The 23,733-nt window shown below is 71.7% G+C and carries 26 protein-coding genes; 19 read left to right on the plus strand and 7 right to left on the minus strand.

Annotated elements, in window-relative coordinates; genetic code table 11:
• Window positions 1-11: 11 nt before the first annotated feature.
• From KUM40_RS23110 to KUM40_RS23130, 5 genes are all read left to right on the plus strand, one after another.
• The gene (locus tag KUM40_RS23110) at window positions 12-839 is read left to right on the plus strand and encodes a carbohydrate ABC transporter permease (protein WP_217167968.1); all 828 of its coding nucleotides are present in this window, start codon (window positions 12-14) and stop codon (window positions 837-839) included.
• A complete protein-coding gene (locus tag KUM40_RS23115; protein WP_217167969.1) occupies window positions 836-1,888 on the plus strand; it encodes a LacI family DNA-binding transcriptional regulator in 1,053 nt (350 codons plus the stop codon). The genes KUM40_RS23110 and KUM40_RS23115 overlap by 4 nt, the downstream gene beginning before the upstream one ends.
• Window positions 1,889-1,951: 63 nt before the next feature.
• Window positions 1,952-3,886, plus strand: coding sequence for a cellulase family glycosylhydrolase (locus KUM40_RS23120; RefSeq protein WP_217167970.1), 1,935 nt, complete (start codon window positions 1,952-1,954; stop codon window positions 3,884-3,886).
• Window positions 3,883-6,201, plus strand: a complete 2,319-nt coding sequence (locus tag KUM40_RS23125) for a glycoside hydrolase family 3 N-terminal domain-containing protein (protein ID WP_217167971.1) — start codon at window positions 3,883-3,885, stop codon at window positions 6,199-6,201. The genes KUM40_RS23120 and KUM40_RS23125 overlap by 4 nt, the downstream gene beginning before the upstream one ends.
• A gap of 15 nt (window positions 6,202-6,216) precedes the next feature.
• Complete coding sequence (locus KUM40_RS23130) at window positions 6,217-7,035, plus strand: siderophore-interacting protein (protein ID WP_217167972.1); 819 nt, start codon at window positions 6,217-6,219, stop codon at window positions 7,033-7,035.
• Window positions 7,036-7,053: 18 nt separating this feature from the next.
• Here KUM40_RS23130 and KUM40_RS23135 read toward each other — a convergent pair whose 3' ends face one another.
• Window positions 7,054-7,563, minus strand: coding sequence for a CGNR zinc finger domain-containing protein (locus KUM40_RS23135; protein ID WP_217167974.1), 510 nt, complete (start codon window positions 7,561-7,563; stop codon window positions 7,054-7,056).
• Between the two features lie 124 nt (window positions 7,564-7,687).
• Here KUM40_RS23135 and KUM40_RS23140 point away from each other — a divergent pair, with 124 nt between their 5' ends.
• On the plus strand, window positions 7,688-8,575 hold the full coding sequence (locus KUM40_RS23140; protein WP_217167976.1) for an alpha/beta fold hydrolase: 888 nt from the start codon (window positions 7,688-7,690) through the stop codon (window positions 8,573-8,575).
• Window positions 8,576-8,588: 13 nt separating this feature from the next.
• Here the strand turns inward: KUM40_RS23140 and KUM40_RS23145 are convergent, their stop codons facing one another.
• Window positions 8,589-9,518 carry a ketopantoate reductase family protein gene (locus tag KUM40_RS23145; protein ID WP_217167978.1) on the minus strand — a complete coding sequence of 310 codons (930 nt, stop codon included), beginning with the start codon at window positions 9,516-9,518 and terminating at the stop codon, window positions 8,589-8,591.
• 49 nt (window positions 9,519-9,567) lie between these two features.
• Between KUM40_RS23145 and KUM40_RS23150 the strand changes: the two genes are divergently transcribed.
• A complete protein-coding gene (locus KUM40_RS23150) occupies window positions 9,568-10,182 on the plus strand; it encodes an ABATE domain-containing protein (protein ID WP_217167980.1) in 615 nt (204 codons plus the stop codon).
• 89 nt (window positions 10,183-10,271) lie between these two features.
• Here the strand turns inward: KUM40_RS23150 and KUM40_RS23155 are convergent, their stop codons facing one another.
• Both KUM40_RS23155 and KUM40_RS23160 read right to left on the minus strand, forming a co-directional pair.
• On the minus strand, window positions 10,272-11,981 hold the full coding sequence (locus KUM40_RS23155) for a SpoIIE family protein phosphatase (RefSeq protein WP_217167981.1): 1,710 nt from the start codon (window positions 11,979-11,981) through the stop codon (window positions 10,272-10,274).
• Between the two features lie 13 nt (window positions 11,982-11,994).
• Window positions 11,995-12,825: an alpha/beta fold hydrolase gene (locus tag KUM40_RS23160; protein ID WP_217167982.1), complete on the minus strand. Its 831-nt coding sequence runs from the start codon at window positions 12,823-12,825 to the stop codon at window positions 11,995-11,997.
• Window positions 12,826-12,937: 112 nt separating this feature from the next.
• On the opposite strand from KUM40_RS23160, the gene KUM40_RS23165 reads away from it, so the two are divergent.
• The 4 genes from KUM40_RS23165 (at window position 12,938) to KUM40_RS23180 (ending at window position 16,514) form a co-directional block, all read left to right on the plus strand.
• Complete coding sequence (locus KUM40_RS23165) at window positions 12,938-13,576, plus strand: HD domain-containing protein (RefSeq protein ID WP_217167983.1); 639 nt, start codon at window positions 12,938-12,940, stop codon at window positions 13,574-13,576.
• Window positions 13,577-13,741: 165 nt separating this feature from the next.
• Window positions 13,742-14,581 (plus strand): molybdate ABC transporter substrate-binding protein, encoded by an 840-nt coding sequence (modA, locus tag KUM40_RS23170; RefSeq protein WP_217168568.1) that lies wholly within the window; start codon window positions 13,742-13,744, stop codon window positions 14,579-14,581.
• Entirely contained in the window at window positions 14,578-15,444 is an 867-nt protein-coding gene (gene modB / locus KUM40_RS23175) for a molybdate ABC transporter permease subunit (protein WP_217167984.1), read from the plus strand. Before modA ends, modB begins: the two co-directional genes overlap by 4 nt.
• Window positions 15,441-16,514 (plus strand): ABC transporter ATP-binding protein, encoded by a 1,074-nt coding sequence (locus KUM40_RS23180; protein WP_217167985.1) that lies wholly within the window; start codon window positions 15,441-15,443, stop codon window positions 16,512-16,514. Before modB ends, KUM40_RS23180 begins: the two co-directional genes overlap by 4 nt.
• A gap of 38 nt (window positions 16,515-16,552) precedes the next feature.
• On the opposite strand, the gene KUM40_RS41610 is transcribed toward KUM40_RS23180, so the two are convergent.
• Together KUM40_RS41610 and KUM40_RS41615 are read right to left on the minus strand one after the other, a co-directional pair.
• Window positions 16,553-16,666, minus strand: a complete 114-nt coding sequence (locus KUM40_RS41610) for a helix-turn-helix domain-containing protein (RefSeq protein WP_254395513.1) — start codon at window positions 16,664-16,666, stop codon at window positions 16,553-16,555.
• A 140-nt stretch (window positions 16,667-16,806) separates the two neighbouring features.
• Entirely contained in the window at window positions 16,807-17,208 is a 402-nt protein-coding gene (locus KUM40_RS41615) for a sigma 54-interacting transcriptional regulator (RefSeq protein ID WP_308401216.1), read from the minus strand.
• A gap of 101 nt (window positions 17,209-17,309) precedes the next feature.
• Between KUM40_RS41615 and KUM40_RS23190 the strand changes: the two genes are divergently transcribed.
• The 7 genes from KUM40_RS23190 (at window position 17,310) to KUM40_RS23215 (ending at window position 21,460) form a co-directional block, all read left to right on the plus strand.
• The gene (locus KUM40_RS23190) at window positions 17,310-17,861 is read left to right on the plus strand and encodes an alcohol dehydrogenase catalytic domain-containing protein (RefSeq protein ID WP_254395514.1); all 552 of its coding nucleotides are present in this window, start codon (window positions 17,310-17,312) and stop codon (window positions 17,859-17,861) included.
• A gap of 13 nt (window positions 17,862-17,874) precedes the next feature.
• The gene (locus KUM40_RS42185) at window positions 17,875-18,000 is read left to right on the plus strand and encodes a hypothetical protein (RefSeq protein WP_302180886.1); all 126 of its coding nucleotides are present in this window, start codon (window positions 17,875-17,877) and stop codon (window positions 17,998-18,000) included.
• Between the two features lie 45 nt (window positions 18,001-18,045).
• On the plus strand, window positions 18,046-18,375 hold the full coding sequence (locus tag KUM40_RS23195) for a putative quinol monooxygenase (RefSeq protein ID WP_217167986.1): 330 nt from the start codon (window positions 18,046-18,048) through the stop codon (window positions 18,373-18,375).
• 196 nt (window positions 18,376-18,571) lie between these two features.
• A complete protein-coding gene (locus tag KUM40_RS23200; RefSeq protein WP_217167988.1) occupies window positions 18,572-19,402 on the plus strand; it encodes an alpha/beta fold hydrolase in 831 nt (276 codons plus the stop codon).
• A gap of 16 nt (window positions 19,403-19,418) precedes the next feature.
• The gene (locus KUM40_RS23205) at window positions 19,419-20,321 is read left to right on the plus strand and encodes an AraC family transcriptional regulator (RefSeq protein WP_217167990.1); all 903 of its coding nucleotides are present in this window, start codon (window positions 19,419-19,421) and stop codon (window positions 20,319-20,321) included.
• 462 nt (window positions 20,322-20,783) lie between these two features.
• The gene (locus KUM40_RS23210) at window positions 20,784-21,074 is read left to right on the plus strand and encodes a helix-turn-helix transcriptional regulator (protein ID WP_217167992.1); all 291 of its coding nucleotides are present in this window, start codon (window positions 20,784-20,786) and stop codon (window positions 21,072-21,074) included.
• Window positions 21,074-21,460, plus strand: a complete 387-nt coding sequence (locus KUM40_RS23215) for a VOC family protein (RefSeq protein WP_217168569.1) — start codon at window positions 21,074-21,076, stop codon at window positions 21,458-21,460. Before KUM40_RS23210 ends, KUM40_RS23215 begins: the two co-directional genes overlap by 1 nt.
• A 23-nt stretch (window positions 21,461-21,483) precedes the next feature.
• On the opposite strand, the gene KUM40_RS23220 is transcribed toward KUM40_RS23215, so the two are convergent.
• Complete coding sequence (locus KUM40_RS23220; protein ID WP_217168570.1) at window positions 21,484-21,876, minus strand: MerR family transcriptional regulator; 393 nt, start codon at window positions 21,874-21,876, stop codon at window positions 21,484-21,486.
• 290 nt (window positions 21,877-22,166) lie between these two features.
• On the opposite strand from KUM40_RS23220, the gene KUM40_RS23225 reads away from it, so the two are divergent.
• Complete coding sequence (locus KUM40_RS23225; protein WP_217167994.1) at window positions 22,167-23,672, plus strand: SulP family inorganic anion transporter; 1,506 nt, start codon at window positions 22,167-22,169, stop codon at window positions 23,670-23,672.
• Window positions 23,673-23,733 lie beyond the last annotated feature (61 nt).

Genomic DNA, 23,733 nt, shown 5'->3' on the forward strand with positions numbered 1-23,733 from the left:
GAGCAGCACTCATGAAGCTCGGCAAGCGCTGGCTCCCGGCCCACATCCTGGTGTGGACGTACGCGGTGCTGCTCGTCGTCCCGCTCTACTACTTCCTCGCCTCGGCGTTCAAGTCCAACGACGAGATCTTCGCCCACCCCTTCGCCCCGCCGTCCTCCCTGGGGCTCGGCAACTTCCGCACCGCGTTCGAGAGCGCCGACCTCGGGCTCGCGATCGTCAACTCGGCGCTGGTGACGGTGTTCTCGCTGGCGCTCACCCTGCTGCTGGCGATTCCGGCCGCGTTCGCCCTGGCGCGTTCGACCGGGCGGCTGGCGGGAGTGGTGGAGAAGGTCTTCTCGCTGGGTTTCCTGATCCCGACGTTCGCGGCGCTCTTCCCCACCTTCCTCCTGGCGGCGGCCACCGGGCTGTTCCACACCCGCGTTTTCATGGTGCTGTTCCTGCCCGCGACGGCGCTGCCGCTGTCGGTGGTGATCCTCGTGCAGTTCATGCGGACCATCCCGCCGGAGATGGAGGAGGCGGCGCGGCTGGACGGGGCGTCCACCTTCGCGGTGCTGCGGCACGTCTACACGCCGATGTGCCTGCCGGGCATCGCCACCGTGCTGCTGCTGAACTTCCTGACCTTCTGGAACGAGTACCTGTACTCGCTGGTCATCATCGGTCCGGACCCGGCGCAGCGCACGGTCCAGGTGGCGCTGCCCACCCTGAAGTCGATCACCGGCACGGACTACGGCGTGCTCACGGCGGGCACGGTGCTGACCCTGGTACCGGTGTGGCTCGTCTACACGCTGCTCCAGAGGCGCATGCAGCAGGCCCTGGTCAGCGGGGCGGTGAAGATGTGAGCGTCTCCACCGAACGGGCCGGACGCCGGCCCACCATCAAGGCGGTCGCGGCGGCGGCCGGCGTGTCGACGGCCGCGGTGTCCCAGGCCTTCAACAACAAGGGCCGGCTGTCCGAGGCGACCCGCCGCCGGATCCTGGACGCCGCGCTGGAGCTGGGCTGGTCGCCGAGCGCCTCCGCCGCGGCGCTGCGCAACGCCCGTACCCGCAGTCTGGCCCTGGTGGTGCGGCGCCCCACGGACGTGCTCGGCTCCGACCCCCACTTCAGCGAGCTGATCACCGGCATAGAGGGCGAGTTGGCGCCGCGCGGCTACGGTCTGCTGCTGCACCTGGTGAGCGGCCACCGCGAGGAGAACGCGCTGTACGAGCGGCTCGCGGCCGAGGGCCGGGTGGACGGCGCCGTGCTCACCGACGCCCGCGACGACGACGCCCGGCCCGCGCTGCTCGCCCGACTCGGACTGCCCGCGGTGCTGCTCGGGTCGCCGGACGACACGGCCGTCGTCCCGCGCGTCGGACTGCGGGAGCAGGGGGCGGGGATCGCCGAGGCCGTCGCGCATCTGCTGGGCCTCGGACACCGGCGTGTCGCGTATGTCAGCGGGCCGCCCGAGCTCCAGCACACGCGCGTGCGCAGGACGGCCTTCGAGGGGGCACTGCGCGAGGCGGGCCTGCGCCCCTTCGCGGTCCTGCCCACCGATTTCAGCGAGCGGCGCGCGGTCGGTGCCACCGAGGCACTGCTCGACGCCGCCGACCGGCCCACCGCGATCGTGTACGCCAACGACTCGATGGCGGTCTGCGGCATCGGCGCCGCGCAGCGCGCCGGCCTGGCCGTCCCCCGTGACCTGTCCGTCGTCGGCTACGACAACCTGCCGCTCGGAAGCTGGCTCCATCCCCGGCTGACCACGGTCGACCAGCAGGTGCAGCGGGTCGGCGCGGCCGCCGCGCTCATGCTGCTGACCCTGTGCGGCGAAGAGGTCGAGGAGGTCGAGGAGAGGACCCTCGCCGAACGGCCCCGACTGGTCGTACGCGAGTCCACGGGGCCCGCCCCCGGCTGACCACCGGCCGCGGCACGCCGCCGCGGCCACGCACCATCCGCACCCCACCACCCGAGAAGGACCATGCGACGCCACAGCGCCCAGCTCACCCACCACCCCGCCGTCCTGCCCTGGCTCGGCGCCAACTTCTGGTCCCGCACCGGCGGTCCGCTGATGTGGCGGAACTACGACCCCGAGACCGTCCGCGACGAACTGCGCGTACTCGGCGACCACGGCCTGAACATGACCCGGTCCTTCTTCTACTGGCCCGACTTCCACCCGGAGCCCGACCGCGTCGACGACGAACTGTGCGCGCGGTTCGAGGACTTCCTCGACGCCCACGCGGAGGCGGGCATGGGCACGGTGCCCACGTTCATCGTCGGCCACATGTCCGGCGAGAACTGGGACCCGGCCTGGCGCGGCAACCGTGACCTGTACGAGGACGTGTGGATGGTCGGCCGCCAGGCGTGGTTCGTCTCCCGCATGGCGCGCCGCTTCAAGGACCACCCGGCGGTCACGGGCTGGCTGATCACCAACGAGATGCCCGGCTACGGGCGGATCCACCAGGTCGACCCGCCGTCCTCCGACGTGGTGACCGCGTGGGCGCAGGCCATGTGCAACGCGGTGCGGGCGACGGGCGCGACGCAGCCGGTGTCACTGGGCGACGGGGCGTGGGGCATCGAGGTCACCGGCCGCGACAACGGCTTCTCGCTGCGGGAGACGGCCGAGTACGTCGACTTCGTGGGCCCGCACGTGTACCGCTCGGACACCGACCGGCCGCGGCAGCACTATCGCGCGGCCTTCGAGTGCGAGCTGGCCGCGGTGACCGGACAGCCGGTCGTACTGGAGGAGTTCGGCCTGTCCACCGACACCGTCTCGGCCGCCAACGCGGGTGTCTACTACCGGCAGACCCTGCACAACTCCCTGTTGGGCGGGGCGACGGGCTGGATGGCCTGGAACAACACCGACTACGACGACCTGTGGGGCCAGTCTCCCTACGACCACCACCCCTTCGAGATGCACTTCGGCATCACCGACTCCACCGGTGCGCCCAAGGAGCCGCTGCGGGAACTGGCCGCCTTCGCCGAGGTGTTGAAGGCGGTGGACTTCCCGCGCTGTGCCCGGACGGACGCCGACGCGGCGCTGGTCGTCCCCGCCTTCCTCGAACGGGGCTATCCCTACAGCCGCGTCGCCGACCGGCCGCTCATCTTCACGTCCCTGCACCAGGGTTACGTCACGGCGCGCGCCGCCGACCTGCCCGTGGCCCTCACCCGCGAAGCCGACGGGCTGCCCGGTGAGGCGTCGCTCTACCTGCTGCCGGCCACCCGGCAGCTCACCACCCGCACCCGCAGGGAACTGGCCCGCCGGGCCGCCGAGGGCGCCACCGTGTACCTGTCGTTCTGCTCCGGCGAACACCCGGCCACCCGCGGCCCCTGGTTCGACGACCTCGACGGGTTGTTCGGCGTCGAGCTGCAGTTGTCCTACGGCGTCGCGGAGCCGATCGAGGACGACGTGCTGGAGATGACGTTCACCGAGGACTTCGGCGACCTGCGCGCCGGCGAGGTGCTGCGCGTCCCGGTCGCAGGCAACGAGGACAGCCGTGCCTACCTGCCCGTCGTGCCGCGTGCGGGCCGGGTCGTGGCCGTGGACGGCCACGGCAGGCCGGCCCTGATCGTGCACGAGACCGGGGTGGGGCGCACGGTGCTGGCCACCTATCCGCTGGAGCACATGGCGGCCCGCACCGCACGCGTCAACCCGGACGCCACGCAGCGACTGTACGCGGCGCTGGCGCAGGTGGCGGGCGTACGGCGGCCCGTCACGGTGGCCGATCCGCACGTCTCGGCGGACGTCCTCGCGCACGCCGACGGCCGCCGCTTCGTGTGGCTGGTCAGTCAGAGTCCCGAGCCGCTCGTGGTCTCTCCGGTCGCCGAGGGGAAGCTGCACGACCTGGCCGGCGGCGAGCCGGTCGAGGACGTGCCGCTCGACGCCTACGGCGTCGCCGTGCTGGAGCTGCGATGACCGTCCCCCGCTACCGCGACCCGGCGGCGCCGGTACCGGAACGCGTCCGCGACCTGCTGGACCGCATGACGCTCGCGGAGAAGGTCGGGCAGCTCAACCAGCGCATGTACGGCTGGGACGCCTACGAGCGCACCGGCGACGGTCATCGCCTCACCGACGCCTTCCGCGCCGAGGTCGCCGCCTTCGACGGCATGGGCGCGCTGTACGGCCTGCAACGCGCCGACGCCTGGTCCGGCGTCGGCTTCGCGGACGGCCTCGACGCACGGGACGGGGCGCGGACGGCGGCGGCCGTCCAGCGGCACGTCATGGACAGCACCCGGCTCGGCATCCCGGTCCTGCTGGTGGAGGAGATGCCGCACGGCCACCAGGCGCTGGACGGCACGGTGCTCCCCGTCAACCTCGCGGTCGGCGCCACCTGGGATCCGGGGCTGTACGCCGACGCGGTGGCCGGGGCCGCCGCCGAACTGCGGGCGCGCGGCGCGCACATCGCGCTGGTGTCCGCCCTCGACCTGGTGCGTGATCCGCGCTGGGGGCGCAGCGAGGAGTGCTTCGCCGAGGACCCCTACCTGGCCGCACGGATGACGGAGGCGCTGGTCGAGGGGGCGCGGCGGGCGGGGGTGGCCGTGGTGCTCAAGCACTTCGCCGGGCAGGGCGCCACGATCGGCGGCCGCAACAGCGCGGCGACGGAACTGGGGCCGCGTGAGCTGCACGAGGTGCATCTCACGGCGGCCCGGGCCGGGGTGGCGGCGGGCGCGGCCGGGGTGATGGCCGCCTACAACGAGTTCGACGGCCTGCCCTGCGTCGCGAACCGGTATCTGCTGACCGGCCTGCTGCGCGAGGAGTGGGGGTTCGAGGGCATCGTCATGGCGGACGGCACCGCGGTGGACCGGCTGGTGCGGCTGACCGGAGACCCGGTCTCGGCCGGGGCCCTCGCCCTGGAGGCCGGCTGTGATCTGAGCCTGTGGGACGACTGCTACACCCGGCTGGGCGAGGCGGTGGAACGCGGCCTGGTGTCCGAGTCGGCGCTGGACACCGCGGTGGCCCGCGTGCTCACGCTGAAGTTCCGCCTCGGACTGTTCGAACAGCCGCAGCCTCCGGGCGAGTCCGAGGCCAAGGCCGAATCCGACTCCGAGGCCGAGGCCGTGGGTCTGCCGGATCCCGGTGAACTGGGCGAGCGTGTCGCCCGTGCGTCGGTGACCCTGCTCGCCCACCAGGGCGGCGTCCTTCCCCTGTCCCGCGCGGTGCGGCGGATCGCGGTCCTCGGTCCGGGCGCCGACTCCCTGGCGCAGCAACTCGGCGACTACACGGCGCCGCAGCGGCCCGGCGGCGGCATCACCGTGCTTGAGGGGATCCGCGCGGCCCTCGCGCCCGGCACCGAGGTGGTGCACGGCCGGGGGTGCGGCCTGGTGGGTGACGACGTGTCGGACGTCCCGGCCGCCGTCGCCCTTGCGGCCGGCTCCGACGTGGCGGTCCTGGTGCTCGGCGGTTCCAGCGCGCGCTCCTCGGACACCGCCTTCGACGCGAACGGGGCGGCCGTCGCCGGGGGCGGAACCCCGTCGGACATGACCTGCGGTGAGGGGGTCGACCTGGCGGACCTGGCGCTGCCCGCGGCCCAGCGGGCTCTGCTGGCCGCGGTGTCGGCGACCGGAACCCCGGTTGTGGTGGTGCTGGTTCAGGGCCGCCCGCATGCCCTGCCCGAGCTGGTCGCGCCCGTCGCGGCGGTGCTGAGCGCCTGGTATCCGGGGCCGCGGGGCGGACGTGCCGTGGCCGAGGTGCTGTTCGGCGACGCCGAACCCCGCGGACGCCTGCCGGTCTGCGTACCCCGCTCGGCGGCCCAACTGCCGGTCTACTACAACGGGAAGGACCACCGCTACCGCGGATACGTCGACCAGAGCGCCCGGCCGCTCTACGCCTTCGGGCACGGTCTGTCGTACACGAGCGTCGACTACGGGGCGCCGCGCCTGTCGCGGTCCCGGGTCGGCGCGGACGCACCGCACCTGATCTGCCGGGTGACGGTCCGCAACACCGGCGCCCGGCGGGCCGAGGAGACGGTCCAGTTGTACGTGAGGCGCCTGTCCGGGGGGACGTCCTGGCCGCGCGTGCGCGAGCTGCGGGGGTTCGTCCGTCTGAGCATCGCGCCCGGCGACGAGGCCGACGCGGTCTTCGAGGTGGGGCCCGGCACGCTGGCCTCGGTGGGGCGCGCGCTGCGCCTCGCCGTGGAGCCGGGGACGGTCGAACTGGAGACGGGCCCGGCGTCCGACCGGACGCGGGGCGCGCGCCTGGAGATCACGGACTCGGAATCGAACGGAACTTAGGCTAGCCTTGCCTGCATGGCCAAGGTTCGTCGGCTCACGCCGCAGCATCCGGAGATGTTCCGCGCCCGTGTCGTGCGGAGCGAGCGGGTCTCCCCGTCCATGCAGCGCGTCACGGTCACCGGACCGCGACTCGGCGGCTTTCCGTGGCTGGGGTACGACCACTGGTTCCGTCTGTTCCTCCAGCTCCCCCATCAACGCGACCTGCGCCTCCCGGAGTTCACCGGGGCCCAGTGGTGGCAGCCGTACCTCGCGATCCCCGAGGACGAGCGGCCACACTGCGCCAACTACTCCGTGGCCGACTACCGCCGGCGGACGGCCGAGCTGGACATCGACTTCGTCGTCCACCGCGGCCCCACCGGCGAGATCGAGGGCAGGGCCGCGATCTGGGCCTGCGGCGCCAGACCCGGGGACGCGCTCGCGCTGCTCGACCAGGGCGTCCTCTTCGACTGCCCGCACGACGCCTCCGAGGTCATCGTCGCGGCCGACGAGACCGGGCTGCCCGCCACGGCGAGCATCCTGCGCTCGCTCCCCGAGGACACCGTGGGGCGGCTCATCCAGGAGATCCCCACCGACGGCGACCGCCGCGAGTTGGACGCCCCGGCCGGGATGACCGTCTCCTGGGTCGTACGCCGGGACAGCGCCTCGGTCCCCGGCGTGGCCGCGCTCCGTGAACTGCGCCGGCTCTCCCGCGCCGACGCGACGGGATACGCCTTCGTCGTCGGCGAGTCGACCCTGGCCACCGAGGGACGCAGGCACCTGCACCGCCTGGGCCTGCCGAAGGAGCGCATCACCTTCTCGGGGTTCTGGAAGCACGAGAAGGTGGCCGCGGCCTGACCCCGGGCGGGCCGCACTCTAGGTCTGGGATTCCTTCACGCGCTGGTAGTGCCGCCGGGCCTTCATCCGGTTCCCGCACTCGGCCATGGAGCACCACCGGGCGCTGTTGGGCTTGCTCCGGTCCAGCAGGAAGCGCCGGCACTCCGGATTGCCGCACGGTTTGAGCCGTCCGGGCCGGGTTTCCCCGACGTGCGCCCAGGTCAGCACCAGCTCCACCGTCAGACGGTGCGCGTCGGGCACCTGGAGGGTCCATTCCAGCCCGCCGTCCCTGATGCGGGGCACGCTGCTGACGCCCTGGAGGAACTCGCTCAGGTACTCGGGATCGCGCCGCCCCCGGACGACCTCCTGGAGGGCGCTTCGCGCGGCCAGCAGGAAGGCGACCTCCTCGCCCGACCCGGTCCCCCCGTGGCCGCGCGCCCAGGCACGGCCCTCGGCGGCCGTACCCAGGGCATCGGTCACGGAGCCCTGCACCACGGGCGTCGTGTTGAGCAGCTCCACGAGGACATCTTCTCGGGCCCTGTCGGTCACCACATCCATCTCCAGCCGTTTCCGCGCCAACCGTTTCCGCGGCTAACCCTTTTACTTCGCTTGACAGGTTACCTCAGGAGTGCTGGACTCTACCTAACCACTAAAAGCAGGCGAAGGAGTTATCATGATCTCCGCAGTGCATCACCGAACCGCCACCGTCGACGGCCTGGACGTCTTCTACCGGGAGGCCGGAGACCCGCACGCACCGACAGTCGTGCTGCTGCACGGCTTCCCGACCAGCTCCCACATGTTCCGGAACCTGATTCCGAGGCTCGCCGACACCTACCACGTGATCGCACCCGACATGATCGGCTTCGGACAGTCGGCCATGCCTGCGACCGACGAGTTCGACTACGGCTTCGACTCCCTCACGGACGTGACCGTCGCCCTCCTGGACCACCTCGGCGTCGAGCGCTTCGCGGTGTACGTGCAGGACTACGGGGCGCCGGTCGCCTGGCGGATCGCCATCCGCACCCCGGACCGCATCACCGCGGTCATCACGCAGAACGGCAACGCGTACACCGACGGCTTCGTCAAGTCCTTCTGGGACGGCCTGTTCGCCTACACCGACAACCCGACCCCCGAGACGGAGGCTGCCGCCCGCGAGGCGCTGACCCCCGAGATGGTCCGCTGGCAGTACCTGAACGGAGTCGTCGACCGGAGCGTCGTCAGCCCCGACACCTGGGCGCTCGACCAGGCCCTGCTCGACCGGCCGGGCAACGACGCCATCCAGCTCACGCTGTTCCGCGACTACCCGACCAATGTCGACCTGTACCCCCGGCTCCAGCAGTACTTCCGCGAGTCCCAGGTGCCGCTGCTGGCCGTGTGGGGTGCCAACGACGAGATCTTCGGCCCCGACGGGGCGCGCGCGTTCCGGCGCGACCTGCCGGACGCCGAGATCCACCTCCTGGAAACCGGGCACTTCGCGCTGGAGAGCCACCTGGAGGAGATCACCGGACACATCAGGGGCTTCCTCGCCCGCGCCCTATCCCCCGCCCGGGTCGAGGGATAGGTCGCCGCGCAGGTCACGATCCGGTCGGCCGGCCCAGGACGTACGGCGCGAGGATGTCGGTCACCGTCCCGTTGCGCGGTGCGGGGACGTTCAGTCGACCTGCGAGATCCACCACTCCCCCGCTGAGCCAGGGCAGTTCCAGCCGGTTGCCCTTCTCCAGGTCGTTGTGCATGGAGGAGGTCATGGCCGCGGGCAGCGTGTCGCAGAAGGCGAGTTGGGCTTCGGCGAAGCCGCCGTCCAGCCGTACTCCGGACGCCGTCGCCACGGCCACCGTCTCGGCCATGATGTCGTGCAGGAGACGGCGGCTCTGTTCGTTGGCGCGGACGACGCCTACGGGCTGACGGACCGTTGCCGTGGTCGCCGACAGGCCCACCAGGAACACGAACTTCTCCCAGATCACCCTCTCGATGTCGTCACTCGCCTCCGCGTCGATCCCGGCGTCCCGGAACGCGGCGAGTACGGCGCCGACGGTCGCCGTCGGAGTGGACCGGTAGGGGCCGAGCACGACCTTCTGCAGGGTGCTGTTGTGCCTGATCACCCCGGGTTCCTCGATGAACGCGGAGATGAAGCAGACACCGCCCAGGACCTGTTCGTCCGTCAGCCGGCCACGCAGGATGGCGTCCTTGTGCACCCCGTTCTGCAGTGACAGCACCGGCGCCTTGTGCGCCGCCGAGGACCGCAGTTGCTCGGCGACGGACTCGGTGTCCCAGAGCTTGACGGCGACGAGGACCAGATCGGTGGGGCCGAGTTCGGAGATGCTCGCCACGACGGATTCGGGTGCGGTGCGCAACTCCCCCAGCGGACTGTGGACGACCAGCCCGGAGCGGCGCACGGCCTCGAGGTGTCTGCCGCGCGCCACGAAGGTGACCACGTTCCCGGCAGCCGCCAGTCGGGCTCCGAAGTAGCCTCCGACGCCGCCCGCCCCGATCACGGCTATGCGCATGACTCCGCCCCACTCCCTTAGTAACCGTTTCAGTGGTTACTATGAAACCATGGATGCCGTGAAGCGGCGCGCGCCCCGTACGAGGGTCACCGCGCGAGTCCGGGAGCTTCGATTCGATGCCGGCGCACTGTCCCTTGACCTTGTCGCCACCGTGGGCCGCAGGCCCGAAGTCCCGATCGAGCGGATGGGCGACGCCGAGCGCCTCGACGCCTGGTGCCGGGGTGTGGGGGTGACGCTGGCGGACGGGTACGACCCCGAGGACGTTCTGCGGTCGCTGCACGCGCTGCGCGCGGCGGCCTACGACGTCGCCTCGTCCGCCCTCGACGCGCACCGGCCGCTGCCGCGCTCGGTCGACCTGGTCAATCTCCTGGCCAGGACCGAACCACCGGTGGCACAAATGGAGTTGTCGGCCGACGGCGAGTGGGCGGCGCGGGGGAACCGGCCGCTCACCAAGGAGGCACTGCTGTCGCTCGTCGCACGGGACCTGATCGATCTCATGACGGACGCCGGTCGCCGGTCACGGCTGACCGCCTGCGCGTCCGAGGTGTGCGGGATGCTCTGTCTCGACTCCGGCGGCGGCCGGCCGCGCAAGTGGTGTTCCATGCAACGCTGCGGAAATCAGGCCAAGGCGGCCGGCCACCGGCGGAAGGCGTCCACGCGCTGAGTGCACTCGTTCGCCGTCATGCGTGTCGTGCACGTCGTGCATGTTCGTGCGTGTTCGTGCGTGCTCCGGCTTCGAGAGCGGGGCACCGCTCACAGGCCGCGGGCCAGCAGCAGGGTGACGTCGTCGGGCGGCGGCGTGCTGGGCAGGGTGCCGATCACCGCCGCGCCCAACTCCTCCAGGGACGAGGCTTTCCGGGTCAGGGCGCGGCCCACCCGTTGCAGTCCGACCTCGATGTCCTGATGACGGTCCTCGACGAGACCGTCGGTGAACAGGGCCAGGAGGCTGCCCGCGGGCAGTTCCAGCTCCGTGGACGGGAACGGCAGCAGGCCGACTCCGAGCGGGAGGCCGTGCGGAAGCTCGGGGAACGAGAAGTCACCGCCCGGATGGACGACGGCGGGCGGCGGATGCCCGGCGAGGGCCAGGGTGCACGTCCGGGTCGCGGGGTCGTAGACCGCGTAGACGCAGGTGGCGCTCATGCCCGGGACGTCCGGGGCGGACGCCTCCTCGTCCTCGGTCAACCGGATGAACGTCCGGTCCAGCCTGGCCAGGACCTCCCCCGGCGGCAGATCGAGATCGGCGAGGGTGCGGATGGCCATGCCCAGCCGCCCCATGGTGGCCGCGGCGTGCACACCGTGCCCGACCACGTCGCCCACGACCAGGGCCAGGCGGCCGCCCGGCAGGCCGATGACGTCGAACCAGTCGCCGCCGACGCCTTCCTCCGCGTCGGCCGGAAGGTAGCGGGCGGCCACCTCCATGGCCGTTCCGCCGTGCACCCGGCGCGGCAGCAGGCTGCGCTGGAGGGCGAGCGCCGTGTTCCGCTCCCGGGTGTAGCGGCGGGCGTTGTCCAGGCTCAACGCGGCCCGGGCCACCAGTTCCTCGGCCAGCAGTTGGTCGTTCTCGTCGAACGGCGTCGGGTTCGACGTACGTACGAAGACCGCCACGCCCAGCAGGACGCCGCGGGCGTGGACCGGGAGAATCAGCAGGGAGTGCATGCCGAACTCGCGGATCTTCGCGGCCCGTGCCGGGTCGTGGGCCAGCCAGGTGTCGTGGGCGGGGTCGATCAGGGGCTGCAGGAGAGGGCGACCTGAGGACAGCACCTGCATGAACGGGGAGGTCTCGGGGACGTACACCACCTCGCCGCGGTGCCACAGGGACTCCGGGGCGCCGGCGTGGACCGAGGCCCTGCCCCCGCGCCGGAACTTGGGGACGCGCCCCTGGGACGGGCCCAGCCGGTCCAGCGGCTCCTCACCGAGCCGTACCGCCTCCGTCAGGTCGACGGTCACGTAGTCGGCTATCAACGGCACGGTGAAGTCGGCCAGTTCCTGCGCCGTGCGCATGACGTCCAGGGTGGTCCCCACACGGGTGCCCGCCTCGCTCACCGTCGCAAGCCGGTCGCCGGCCCACCTCCGGTCCGTGACGACCAGCATCACCATGCACACGCCCAGGGTGCGGCCCTCGGCGTCGTGCAGGCGCAGGAAGGAGGCCGAGAAGGCCCGGTCGCGACGTTTGCCGACGGCCGTCGGAACACGGTACTCACGGCCGGTGACACAACGGCCGGTGGTCAGCACCCGCCGTACGAGCGCTTCCAGTTCGTCGGTGTCCCCGGTCAGTGACTCCCGCGGCCGGCGGCCCAGCCGCTGCTCCCGGGGGATCCCGTCATAACGTGCGAGAGCGTCGTTGACCCAGATGCACCGCAGGTCGGTGTCCCACACGGCCAGCCCGACGACCGAGTCGGTCAGCAGGGCGCGCAGTGCCGGGCCCGCCTCTTCCCCGGATTGCGCCGATTCCGCCGATTCCATGAGCCGACGGGGACTACGACTTCACGAAGGCCAGGAGGTCCGGGTTGAGGACCTCCGGATGGGTCGAGAGCATGCCGTGCGGGAGCCCTTCGTACGACTTCAGGGTGCCGTTCTTCACGAGTTCGACCGACAACGGCGCCGCGTCCGCGTAGGGCACGACCTGGTCGTCCGTGCCGTGCGCGACGAGGACCGGGACGTCGATCTGCTTGAGGTCGTCGGTGAAGTCGGTTTCCGAGAACGCCGCGATGCACTCGTAGTGGGCGTTGGCCGCACCCGTCATCCCCTGGAGCCACCAGCGGTCGATCAGCCCCTGGGAGACCGTGGCGCCCTCCCGGTTGAAGCCGTAGAAGGGACCTGACGGCACGTCGATGTAGAACTGCGCGCGATTGGCGGCGAGGGCCGAGCGGAACTCGTCGAAGACCTCGATCGGCAGACCGCCGGGATTGCTCCCGGACTTCACCATGACCGGCGGAACGGCGCTGACGAGCACGGCCTTCGCGACCCGGCCCGGCTTGGCGCGCGCCACGTAGCGCGCGACCTCGCCGCCGCCGGTCGAGTGCCCGATGTGCACGGCGTCCCGCAGGTCGAGAGCGTCGGTCACCGCCGCTACGTCGGCGGCGTAGGTGTCCATGTCGTGGCCGGCCGAGGGCTGACTCGAACGTCCGTGGCCACGACGGTCATGGGCGATGACGCGATATCCGTGGGAGAGGAAGAACAACATCTGGTTGTCCCAGTCGTCGGCACTGAGCGGCCAGCCGTGGTGGAAGACGACCGGCCGACCGTCGCGCGGACCCCAGTCCTTGTAGAAGATGTCCGTGCCGTCGGAGGTGGTGACCGTGCCCATTGAAGATCCTTCCGCGGGTGCGACTCCGTACCGGCAACTTTACGCCGATTACCGACATACCTCATTTCTCACCCATACTGATCAAAATATTCGATCAGTGCGGAGGACCGTCATGACAGAGACCGTCGCAGGCATCGAGATCCCCGACAGCGCGCTCGCGCGGGAGGCCACCGCACTCATCCGCGACACCACACCGCCGCTGATCTTCCACCACTCGCGCCGCGTCTACCTCTTCGGCAGCCTCCAGGCCGCCGCCCGGGACATCCGGCCCGACCCGGAGCTGCTGTACGTCGCCGCGCTCTTCCACGACACCGGCCTGGTGCCGCCCTACCGCGGCGACGACCAGCGCTTCGAGATGGACGGCGCCGACCAGGCGCGGACGTTCCTCGAGGCCCACGGCGTGTCCGAGGCCGACGCGGGCACCGTGTGGACCGCCGTCGCGCTGCACACCACCCCGGAGGTGCCGTACGCGATGGCACCGGAGATCGCGGCGACCACGGCCGGCGTCGAGACGGACGTGCTCGGCCTCAACCTCGCGGCCCTCACCCGGGCGGAGATCGACGCGGTCACCGCCGCCCATCCCCGCCCGGACTTCAAGAAGCACATTCTCCAGGCGTTCACCGACGGGTTCAGGCACCGCCCGGACACCACTTTCGGCACGGTGAACGCGGACGTTCTCGAGCACTTCGTGCCCGGTTTCCGGCGCACGGACTTCGTCGACGTCATCGAGAACTCCGCCTGGCCCGAGTGACGCCGCCCCCGGGAGGTGCGGCCGAACCCGACAACGCGGTCCGTGCAAACGCACATGCCATGCCAGGGATTCGATGATCCGGCTCATGCGAAGCGACAGGTGACTTTTGCCTGGTATCTGCGGCAGTATCATCTGCGCATGCACACCTACCGGATTGGACCCGTGATGACCCGTTCCGCGCGCCGGACCCGCCGGATGCTTCAGGTGACCGGCGCAGGCGCCGCAGCCCTGCTGGCCCTGAGCGCCTGCTCGTCGTCCGACGCCGATTCCGACGCCGAGTCCGGTGCCGAGTCCGGTGCCTCCTCGTCGGCCGGCGGGTCGGACAAGCTGTCCGGAACCGTGAACGTCTTCGCGGCGGCCTCGCTGACGGAGAGCTTCACGAAGCTGGGCAAGGAGTTCGAGCAGCAGCACTCCGGCACGAAGGTCGTCTTCAACTTCGGCGGCAGCGACTCGCTGGCCGCGGGTATCACCAGCGGCGCCCCGGCCGACGTGTTCGCCTCCGCCAGCCCCAAGACGATGAAGGTCGTCACGGACGCCGAGGCCGCGGCCGGGACGCCGGCCACCTTCGTCCGCAACCAGTTGGAGATCGCGACGCTGCCCGGCAACCCGGACAAGATCACCTCCCTGAAGGACCTCACCGGGGACGACTTGAAGGTCGTGCTCTGCGACAAGACGGTGCCGTGCGGGTCCGCCGCCCAGAAGGCGCTGACCGCCGCCGATCTGAAGCTCACCCCGGTCTCCTACGAGCAGGACGTGAAGTCGGCGCTCAACAAGGTGGTGCTCAAGGAGGCCGACGCCGCGGTCGTCTACAAGACGGATGTGCAGGCGGCCGGTGACAAGGTGGAGGGTGTGGAGTTCCCCGAGTCGGCGAAGGCCGTCAACGACTACCCGATCACTCTGCTCAAGGACGCGCCCAACGCCGAGGTCGGCAAGGCGTTCATCGAGCTGGTGCGGTCGGCAGAGGGCCAGAAGGTTCTGACCGAGGCCGGGTTCACCGCGTCGTGACCTCGCCGCACAAGACCGGTGCCGCAGCCGACCCCCGCACGGGTGGGCCGCGGCGCCGCCGCGTCCGGACGGGCACAGGGCTGCGGGGCGGAGTTCCCCTGCCGCTGCTCATACCCGCGTTGATCGGCCTGGCGTTCCTGGTGCTCCCGCTTCTCGCCCTGCTGATCCGGGCACCCTGGCCGAGCATGCCCGAACTGCTGACCAGCACCGAGGTGTGGCAGGCGCTCAGGCTCTCGCTGATCTGCGCCACGGCGGCGACCGTGGTGAGCATGGTGATCGGCGTACCGCTGGCCTGGCTGCTGGCCCGGGTCGAGTTCCCCGGTCGCGGTCTCGTCCGGGCCCTGGTGACGCTGCCGCTGGTGCTGCCGCCGGTGGTGGGCGGTGTCGCCCTGCTCATGGCGCTGGGCCGCAACGGTGTCGTGGGGCAGTGGCTGGACTCCTGGTTCGGGATCACGCTGCCGTTCACGACCACCGGTGTCATCCTCGCCGAGGCCTTCGTGGCGATGCCGTTCCTCGTCATCAGTGTCGAGGGCACCCTGCGCGCCGCCGACCCCCGCTACGAGGAGGCGGCCACCACCCTCGGCGCCTCCCGCTTCACCGCCTTCCGCCGGGTCACCCTGCCGCTGATCGCGCCGGGCATCGCGGCCGGCGCCGTGCTGGCCTGGGCCCGGGCGCTCGGCGAGTTCGGGGCGACGATCACCTTCGCCGGCAACTTCCCCGGCCGCACCCAGACCATGCCGCTGGCGGTCTACCTCGCCCTGCAGAGCGACCCCGAGGCGGCCATCGCCCTGAGCCTGGTGTTGCTGGCCGTGTCCATCGCGGTCCTCGCCGGGCTGCGCGACCGCTGGATGACCACCTCATGACCGAGACCGAGAAGTCGCCCGAGTCCGGCACCGCCGGGCTCGACGCGCGGCTCGAAGTGGAGCGCGGGTCCTTCCGCCTCGACGTGCGGCTGACGGCCGCGCCCGGCGACGTGGTGGCCCTGCTCGGCCCCAACGGCGCCGGCAAGACCACCGCCCTGCGCGCCCTCGCCGGCCTCGTCCCGCTCTCGGGCGGCCATCTACGGCTCGACGGTGTGGAGTTGGACCGCACGCCGCCCGAAGCCCGGCCGGTCGGGGTCGTCTTCCAGGACTATCTGCTCTTCCCGCACCTGTCCGCGCTGGACAACGTGGCCTTCGGACCGCGCTGCCGCGGCACGGGCAAGGCGGAGGCCCGGGCGCAAGCCGCCGTACTGCTGGACCGCATGGGCCTGGCCGACCACGCGGGAGCCAAACCGCGCCGCCTCTCCGGTGGCCAGGCGCAGCGCGTCGCCCTCGCCCGTGCCCTGGCCACCCACCCGCGGCTGCTGCTCCTCGACGAACCGCTCGCCGCCCTCGACGCCCGCACCCGCCTCGACGTCCGCGCCCAGCTCCGCCACCACCTGGCCGACTTCGAGGCCGTCGCCGTACTCGTCACGCACGACCCGTTGGACGCCATGGTCCTCGCCGACCACCTCGTCGTCGTGGAGGACGGCCACGTCGTCCAGGAAGGCACCCCGTCCCACATCGCCCGCCACCCGCGCACCGACTACATCGCCCACCTGGTCGGCCTCAACCTCTACCGGGGTGAGGCGCAGGGGCATGCGGTGCGTCTCGACGACGGGCCCGCGATCACGACCACCGAGGAGCTGACCGGACCGGTGTTCGTCGCCTTCCCGCCCAGCGCGGTCACCCTGTACCGGGACCGCCCCACGGGGTCCAGCGCCCGCAACCTGTGGCGTTGCGAAGTGGCCGGTCTTGAGACCCACGGCGACCAGATCCGCGCCGGCCTCACCGGCGAACTCCCCCTCGCCGCCGACCTGACCACGGTCGCCGCCGCCGAACTCGACCTGCACCCCGGCGCCGCCGTCTGGGCCACCGTCAAGGCCGCCCAGACCCATGCCTACCAGGCCTGAGGTTCCCGCTCCTGTGCCGGCTCCCGGCCCGGCCCCTCTCACCGGCGTGCGGGAAGCGTGATGCCGTACGCCCTCATCTTGCGGTAGATCGTCGTACGGGAGATGCCGAGCCGCTGGGCCGCGAGCAGTTTGTTGCCGTCCGCCTCCAGCATGGCCCGGACCAGGGTGTCGCGCTCGGACTCCTCCCAGGGGCTCAGGGACCGGCTGCCCGCGCTGTGCAGGGACGGCGGCAGGTCGCGCAGCTCGATCCGGTACGTACGGCGGGCCGCGGCGGACTTGCTCAGGACGAGGCTCAGTTCGCGGACGTTGCCGGGCCAGTCGTGCCGACGACCCAGGTGCCCCGGGCCGCCGCGGTGTCCAGCGCCCGGGCGACTGCGGGTGCCTGCTCGGGAGCCACCGCGTCGACGTTCCGCAGGACCAGGGCGCGGCCCGCTCCGGTGGGCGCCGCACGCAGGGCGGCGGACAGGTCGTGCCCGGAGCTCCCGGCGTTCCGGGCGTTCCCGGTGTTCCCGACGTTCGCGGCGCTACCGACGTTCGCGGCCCCGGGGCCCGCGGCATCCACGACGACAGGTGCCGAGGCCGCCCCGGTCAGGGCGTGTGCGGCACGGACCAGGGTGGCCTTCCCGGTTCCGGTCTCGCCGTGGAGCAGGAGCGGTGTCCGTTCGCGGGCGCAGCGCGACACCGTACGGGACACGGTGTTCCATGCCGGGTCCGTTCCGGCCGGGCCCGGCAGCGGCCACGGCTGGGCCGCGCCCGCCTGCAGTCCAGGTGGTCGGCTACGGCCAGAACCTCGAAATGGCCGAGGTCCCGGCTCCGGAGATCACCGGCCCGTACGACGTGATCGTCAGGATCGGCGGTGCCGGTGTGTGCCGTACCGACATCCACATCCTGCAGGGGCAGTGGGCCCAGAAGTCGGGGGTGGCGCTGCCCTACACGATCGGCCACGAGAACGCCGGCTGGGTCCACGTGGTCGGCAGCGCCATCACGGTTCTCGCCGACGCGGGTCTGACGGCGTACCACGCGGCGGCCAGGGCGGCCCGCAGGCTCCGGCCGGGCGACCGCTGCGTTGTGATCGGCGCGGGCGGCCTCGGGCACATCGGGATGCAGGTGCTCAAGGCCCTCACCGCCGCCGAGAGCGTCGTCGTGGACCGCAACCCCGACGCGGTCACCCTGGCCCTCTCCGTCGGCGCCGACCACGGTGTCCTCGCCGACGGCGAACAGGTGGACCGGGTGCGCGAGTTGTCCGGCGGGCACGGGGCGGAGGCGGTCGTCGACTTCGTCGGTGAGGGCGGCTCCACCAACCGCCGAGATCAACTTCATCGGCAACCTCGTCGGCTCCTACAATGATCTGTGCGAGTTGATGGTCCTGGTCGCGCAGGGCCGCGTACGCCTGCACACCGCCAAGTACCGTCTCGACCGTTTCCAGGACGCCCTGGACGATCTCGGGAGCGGCCGGATCCGGGGCCGCGCGATCCTGACCCCGTGACCCTGCCCTGAACGCCGAGCGACGAACGACGAAGGAAGCAGACCCTTGATTTTCATCACCGCGAAGTTCCGTGTCCTTCCCGAGCACGCCGACCGATGGCCGGAGGTGGTGGAGGAGTTCACCCGCGCGACGCGTGCCGAGCCGGGATGCCTGTGGTTCGACTGGTCCCGCAGCCTCGAGGACCCGACGGAGTACGTTCTGGTGGAAGCCTTCCGCGACGAGGAGGCGGGTGCGGCACACGCGGGCTCGGCGCACTTCAAGGCGGCGCAGCGGGCTCTCGTGCCCCATCTCGCCGCGACCCCCAGGATCGTCAACATGAAGGTGCCCCAGGAAGACTGGTCGCTGCTCGGCGAGATGGCGGTCGACGAGGGCTGACGCCCGGACCGCCTCCCCAGGACCTGCATCCGGGCCTCATAGTCCCGCCGCTGTCCAGGTGTTGGGGAGGCGGCGAACACGCCCGCCCGTTCAACTCGGGTCTCCGTCCTGAGCGAGCATCCGGTGCGCGCCGGCACGGTGCCGTCGACGACATTTGTACAAGACCCTTGGCGGCGCCCGGTGCACCATTCCCGGCATGAGTGAGTACGACGCTGAACTCTCGCACGGGATGCATGTGGTCCACGACGGCCCCCCGCAGGCGCCGCCCATGTTGCTCGTCCACGGATCGGGCGCCTCGGGCGCCTCCTGGGGCCCCGTGGTCCCGACCCTCGCCGGCCGCCGTCACGTCCTGCGCATCGACCTCCCGGGCTGTGGCAAGTCCCCGCCCATGAAGCCGTACGACGTCCCGGTGCAGGCGGGCCGGGTGGCGGCGCTTCTGGACGACCTCGGGCTTCGTTCCGTGACCGTGGCCGGACACTCCAGCGGCGGTTACGTCGCCACCGCGCTGGCGGAGCTGCGCCCCGACCTGGTGGGGGCGATCGCGCTGGTCAGTACCGGCCCGGGTCTCGACGCGTTCCTTCCGCAGCCCGTGGTCCTCCGGGTCATGCTCGCCCCGCCCCTCGGCCCGCTCCTGTGGTCGCGGCGCACGGACACGATGCTCCGCAAGGGGATCCGCGCGACGGCCGCCGGCCCCGTGGACATCCCCGGCGACATGGTCGCCGACCTGCGGGGCATCTCGTACCGCGCCTTCAGGACGGTGGCCCGCGGGAACACGGCCTATCTCGCCGAGCGGAGCGTGCCCGAGCGACTCGCCGCCCTCGACGTCCCGGTGCTGGTGCTCTTCGGTGCCGCCGACCCCCGCTGGGATCCGTCCTCGGCCCGCCGGTACGACGCCGTGCCGAACGCGCGGGTCGAGCTGCTGCCGGGGGTCGGGCACCTACCCCCGCTGGAAGCGCCCGAGGCCACCGGTGAACTGCTGCTGGGACTGGCGGCAAAGGACGTCGGCATCCCGCCCGTCGGCCCCTGAGACCTAGACTGGTCACGTGTTGTCGACCGGGGCACCACCCGACTGGGCAAGCGTGGACATCGCGGTCCCGCGGCCCCCGGCCCGGCTGCCGGGGATCAGCATGGCCGGGTTCAGTCAGCGCCTCCCCACCTTCGTGGACATGGCCATGGTGGCGCACCCGTCGGTCACCCTGCTCATCGACCTGAGCGACGGCGAAGGCCTCCTGTACAGCACCCACGGCCGTTACGGGCACGGCAGTTTCGTCGTCGGGCTCGCCCCGGGCGGGCTCAGGGCGGCCGGCCGGGTGGGCGCGTGTCTCCAGATCCGGCTGGAACCGGCCCTGGCGGCCGCGGTGCTCGGCCCGTCGACCGCGCTCACCGGGAGGGTGGAGTCCTTCGAGGACGTCTGGGGCCGCGAGGCGGGGCGGGCACAGGGCGAGCTGCGCGCCGCCGGGTCGTGGGACGAGCGGTTCGCCGTCGCGACGGGACTCCTCCGCCGCCGGATGGCGGACCGACCGCCGGTCGATCCGGAAGTCGCCCACACCTGGCGGACGACCCTCGCCCGCCGGGGCCGGATACGGGTCGAGGGCCTGGCAGACGCGGTCGGCTGGAGCCGTAAGCGCCTGTGGGCCCGCTTCCAGGCCCAGCTCGGCATCACCCCCAAGCACGCCGCCCGACTGGTGCGCTTCGACCACGCCGCGCACCTGCTCGCCGCGGGCCTCGCCCCGGCCGACGTCGCCCCCGAAAGCGGCTACGCCGACCAGTCCCACCTCCACCGGGAGGTCAGGGCGTTCACCGGGCTCACGCCCACGGCCGTGGCCGGCGCACCGTGGCTCGAGATCGACGACATCGCGTGGCCGGCCTCGGCACCGGCGGCAGGGTCCACGGTGTCCGCACCACGTCGAATGGCACCGCCCGGCCGTGCGTGGAATCGTGGATGAACGGGCATGCGCGGATGCACCCTGAGAAAGCGTCTTCCCAAGGAGGCTTCCATGTCCTCGAAACGACGCCGTAAGAAGAAGGCACGTCGCAAGCACGCCGCCAACCACGGCCGGCTGCCCCAGTCCTAGGGGTGTCCCGGCCGCCTCACCGCCGGCCGCCACGGCCGGCGGTGAGGCGTGGGTCGGCTTGCGGGCACGCGGCGAGCGACAAGTTGCGGTGCGAATGGGGGATCGCCAGGTCAGCGGCCGGGGGGGCGCCGCGCGGAGCGCCGGGAGTTGTCGGCCACGCCGGGGACGCCCTCCCCCTGACCGTTCGGCAGGCCGTGGAGATGGGGCGCCGGGGCGAGCGGTCCGAGCCGGTGGCCGACGGCGTGACGGTGGCCAGGGCCACGCACGACCGGCCACCACCGGACACTCCGCCGGCACTTGATAGGCAAGTGAATGCTTGCCTATGGTGAGGTCATGACGGAGGATGTCTTCAGGGCACTCGCCGACCCCACCCGTCGGCGCATTCTCGACGAGCTGGCGGAGCGGGGCGGCCAGAGCCTGTTCGAGATATGCACCCGGCTGGCGACGAAGCACGGTCTGGGACTGTCCCGGCAGGCGATCAGCCAGCATCTGGCCGTGCTGGAATCCGCGGGTCTGGTCGTGTCACGACGCCAGGGCCGCTACAAGTTCCACGACCTCGACACCGACCCCCTCGAGCGCATCCTGACCCGATGGCTCGGACCCGACGCACCGGAGAACACCTGATGAAGATCCACCTCACCAGCGTCTTCGTCGACGACCAGGCGCATGCTCTGCGCTTCTACACCGAGACCCTGGGCTTCGTGAAGAAGCACGACGTGCCGGTGGGTACGGACCGCTGGCTGACCGTGGTCTCGCCCGACGCCCCGGACGGGACCGAGCTGCTGCTCGAGCCCTCGGGCCATCCCGCGGTGGGGCCGTACCGGACGGCGCTCGCCCACGACGGAATCCCGGCCGCCTCCTTCGCCGTCGACGACGTACGGGCGGAGTTCGACCGGCTGCGCGGACTGGGAGTGCGCTTCACCCAGGAGCCGCTGGAGATGGGCGCGATCACCACGGCGGTGCTGGACGACACCTGCGGCAACCTGATCCAGATCATGCGGGGCGCGTAGGGCGCCCGGCCGCGCGCCCGTCCCTATGGGGCGGTCGCGCCCGTGAGGCGGTCGGCCAGTGTGGCGGCGAACTCCTCCGCCCGCGCCAGTTGGGTCCGCAGGTCGGCGACCCGCTGCCGGGCGGCCCGCTCGAAGGCGCGTACCCGCTCGAGGAGTTCCTCGCGTTCCCCTGCCGACAGCTTCGCGTCGCCGCCGTCGAGGCGGTCGGTGGCCTCCAGGAGGTCGCGCATCTCGTCGAGGGTGAAGCCGAGCGGTTTCATGCGGCGGACGACCATGAGGCGGGCCACGTCGGTCTCCGTGTACAGACGAAAGCCGCCCTGGGAGCGGGCGGAAGGGACGACCAGGCCGGTCTCCTCGTAGTGCCGGATCGTGCGCAGTGACAACTCGGTCCTCGACGCCACCTCGCCGATCTGCATGTGCCCGCCGCTCACCCGCGTGCCTTCCTCGTCGTCCGTCCTGCCACCGCCGCCCCAACGGCTGCCATCTCTACCGTAACGTTAGGGTAGAGTCGCCCGGGTGCCGGGCCGCCGTGCCGTTCGGCACTGCACATGATGCGGGAGACCCGGCCCGTGATGCCCTGCCGGGGTCGAGGAAGCCCCCGGTGCCGCTCGGGCCTCGGGCAGGACCGGTCAGGTCCGGCCCGCCCGTTCTTCCGCACGTCCCCCTCACTGCCGGACGTGCCCGACCACGACAGGTGCCCTCCCTCTTGTCTGTTCCTGCGCTCTCCCCCGTCGCGCGGCTGCGCGGCCTCAGGCCCGACTGGATCTTCGACCCGAAGGTGTGGCGCACCGAGGTCCTCGCCGGACTCGTCGTCGCCCTCGCCCTGGTCCCCGAGGCGATCTCGTTCTCGATCATCGCCGGGGTCGACCCGGAGGTCGGCCTGTTCGCGGCGTTCACCATGGCCGTCACCATCTCGGTCGTGGGCGGCCGCCGCGCCATGATCTCCGCCGCGACGGGTGCCGTCGCCCTGGTGATCGCCCCGTTGAACCGCGAGCACGGCCTGGGTTACCTCGTCGCTGCGGTCATCCTCGCCGGTGCCTTCCAGGTGGTTCTCGGAGCGCTCGGCGTGGCGAAGCTGATGCGGTTCGTGCCGCGCTCGGTGATGGTCGGCTTCGTCAACGCCCTCGCCATTCTCATCTTCATGGCGCAGGTGCCCGAGATGACCGACGTGCCCTGGCCCGTCTACCCGCTCGTCGGGGGCGGGCTCGTGCTGATGGTGCTCTTCCCCAGGATCACCAAGGTGGTCCCGGCGCCGCTGGTCTCGATCGTCGTCCTGACCGTCATCACCCTCGCGGCGGGCATCGCGGTGCCCACCGTCGGCGACAAGGGGGAGCTGCCCCACGCGCTGCCGGTGCCGGGCCTGCCCGACGTGCCGTTCACCCTCGACACGCTGACGACCGTCGCCCCGTACGCGCTCGCCATGGCCCTGGTCGGGCTCATGGAGTCACTGATGACCGCGAAGCTGGTGGACGACATCACCGACACCCGCTCCGACAAGACCCGTGAGTCGATCGGTCAGGGCGTCGCGAACATCGTCACCGGCTTCTTCGGCGGCATGGGCGGCTGCGCCATGATCGGCCAGACGATGATCAACGTGAAGGTGTCCGGGGCGCGTACCCGCCTGTCCACGTTCCTGGCGGGCTCGTTCCTGATGGTGCTGTGCATCGTCTTCGGGCCGGTCGTGTCCGACATCCCGATGGCGGCTCTGGTCGCGGTGATGGTGATGGTGTCGTTCACGACGTTCGACTGGCACTCCGTCGCCCCGAGGACCCTGAAGCGGATGCCCGTCGGCGAGATCCTCGTCATGGCGGTCACCGTCGCCGTCGTGGTCGCCACCGAGAACCTCGCCATCGGCGTCGTGGTCGGCTCCGTCACCGCGATGGTGATCTTCGCCAGGCGGGTGGCCCACCTGGCCGACGTCACCTCGGTCACCGACCCCGACGGCGGCCAGGTCGTCTACTCCGTCACCGGCGAACTCTTCTTCGCCTCCAGCAACGACCTGGTCACCCGGTTCGACTACGCCGGTGACCCCGACAGTGTCGTCATCGACCTGTCCGCCACCCACGTCTGGGACGCCTCGTCCGTCGCCGCCCTGGACGCGATCGAGACCAAGTACGCGCAGCGCGGCAAGCGGGTCGAGATCGTCGGGCTCAACGAGCACAGTGCCCTCCTGCGCGCACGGCTCGGCGGCGACTTCGCCGGCCACCACTGACCGTCCCGCCGGGCGTCACCTGTGCGGCGGGCGGAACCGGGGGACGTAGTCGCCGGGGGCG

It is taken from the genome of Streptomyces sp. AC512_CC834, from assembly GCF_019049325.1.
Taxonomy (GTDB): domain Bacteria; phylum Actinomycetota; class Actinomycetes; order Streptomycetales; family Streptomycetaceae; genus Streptomyces.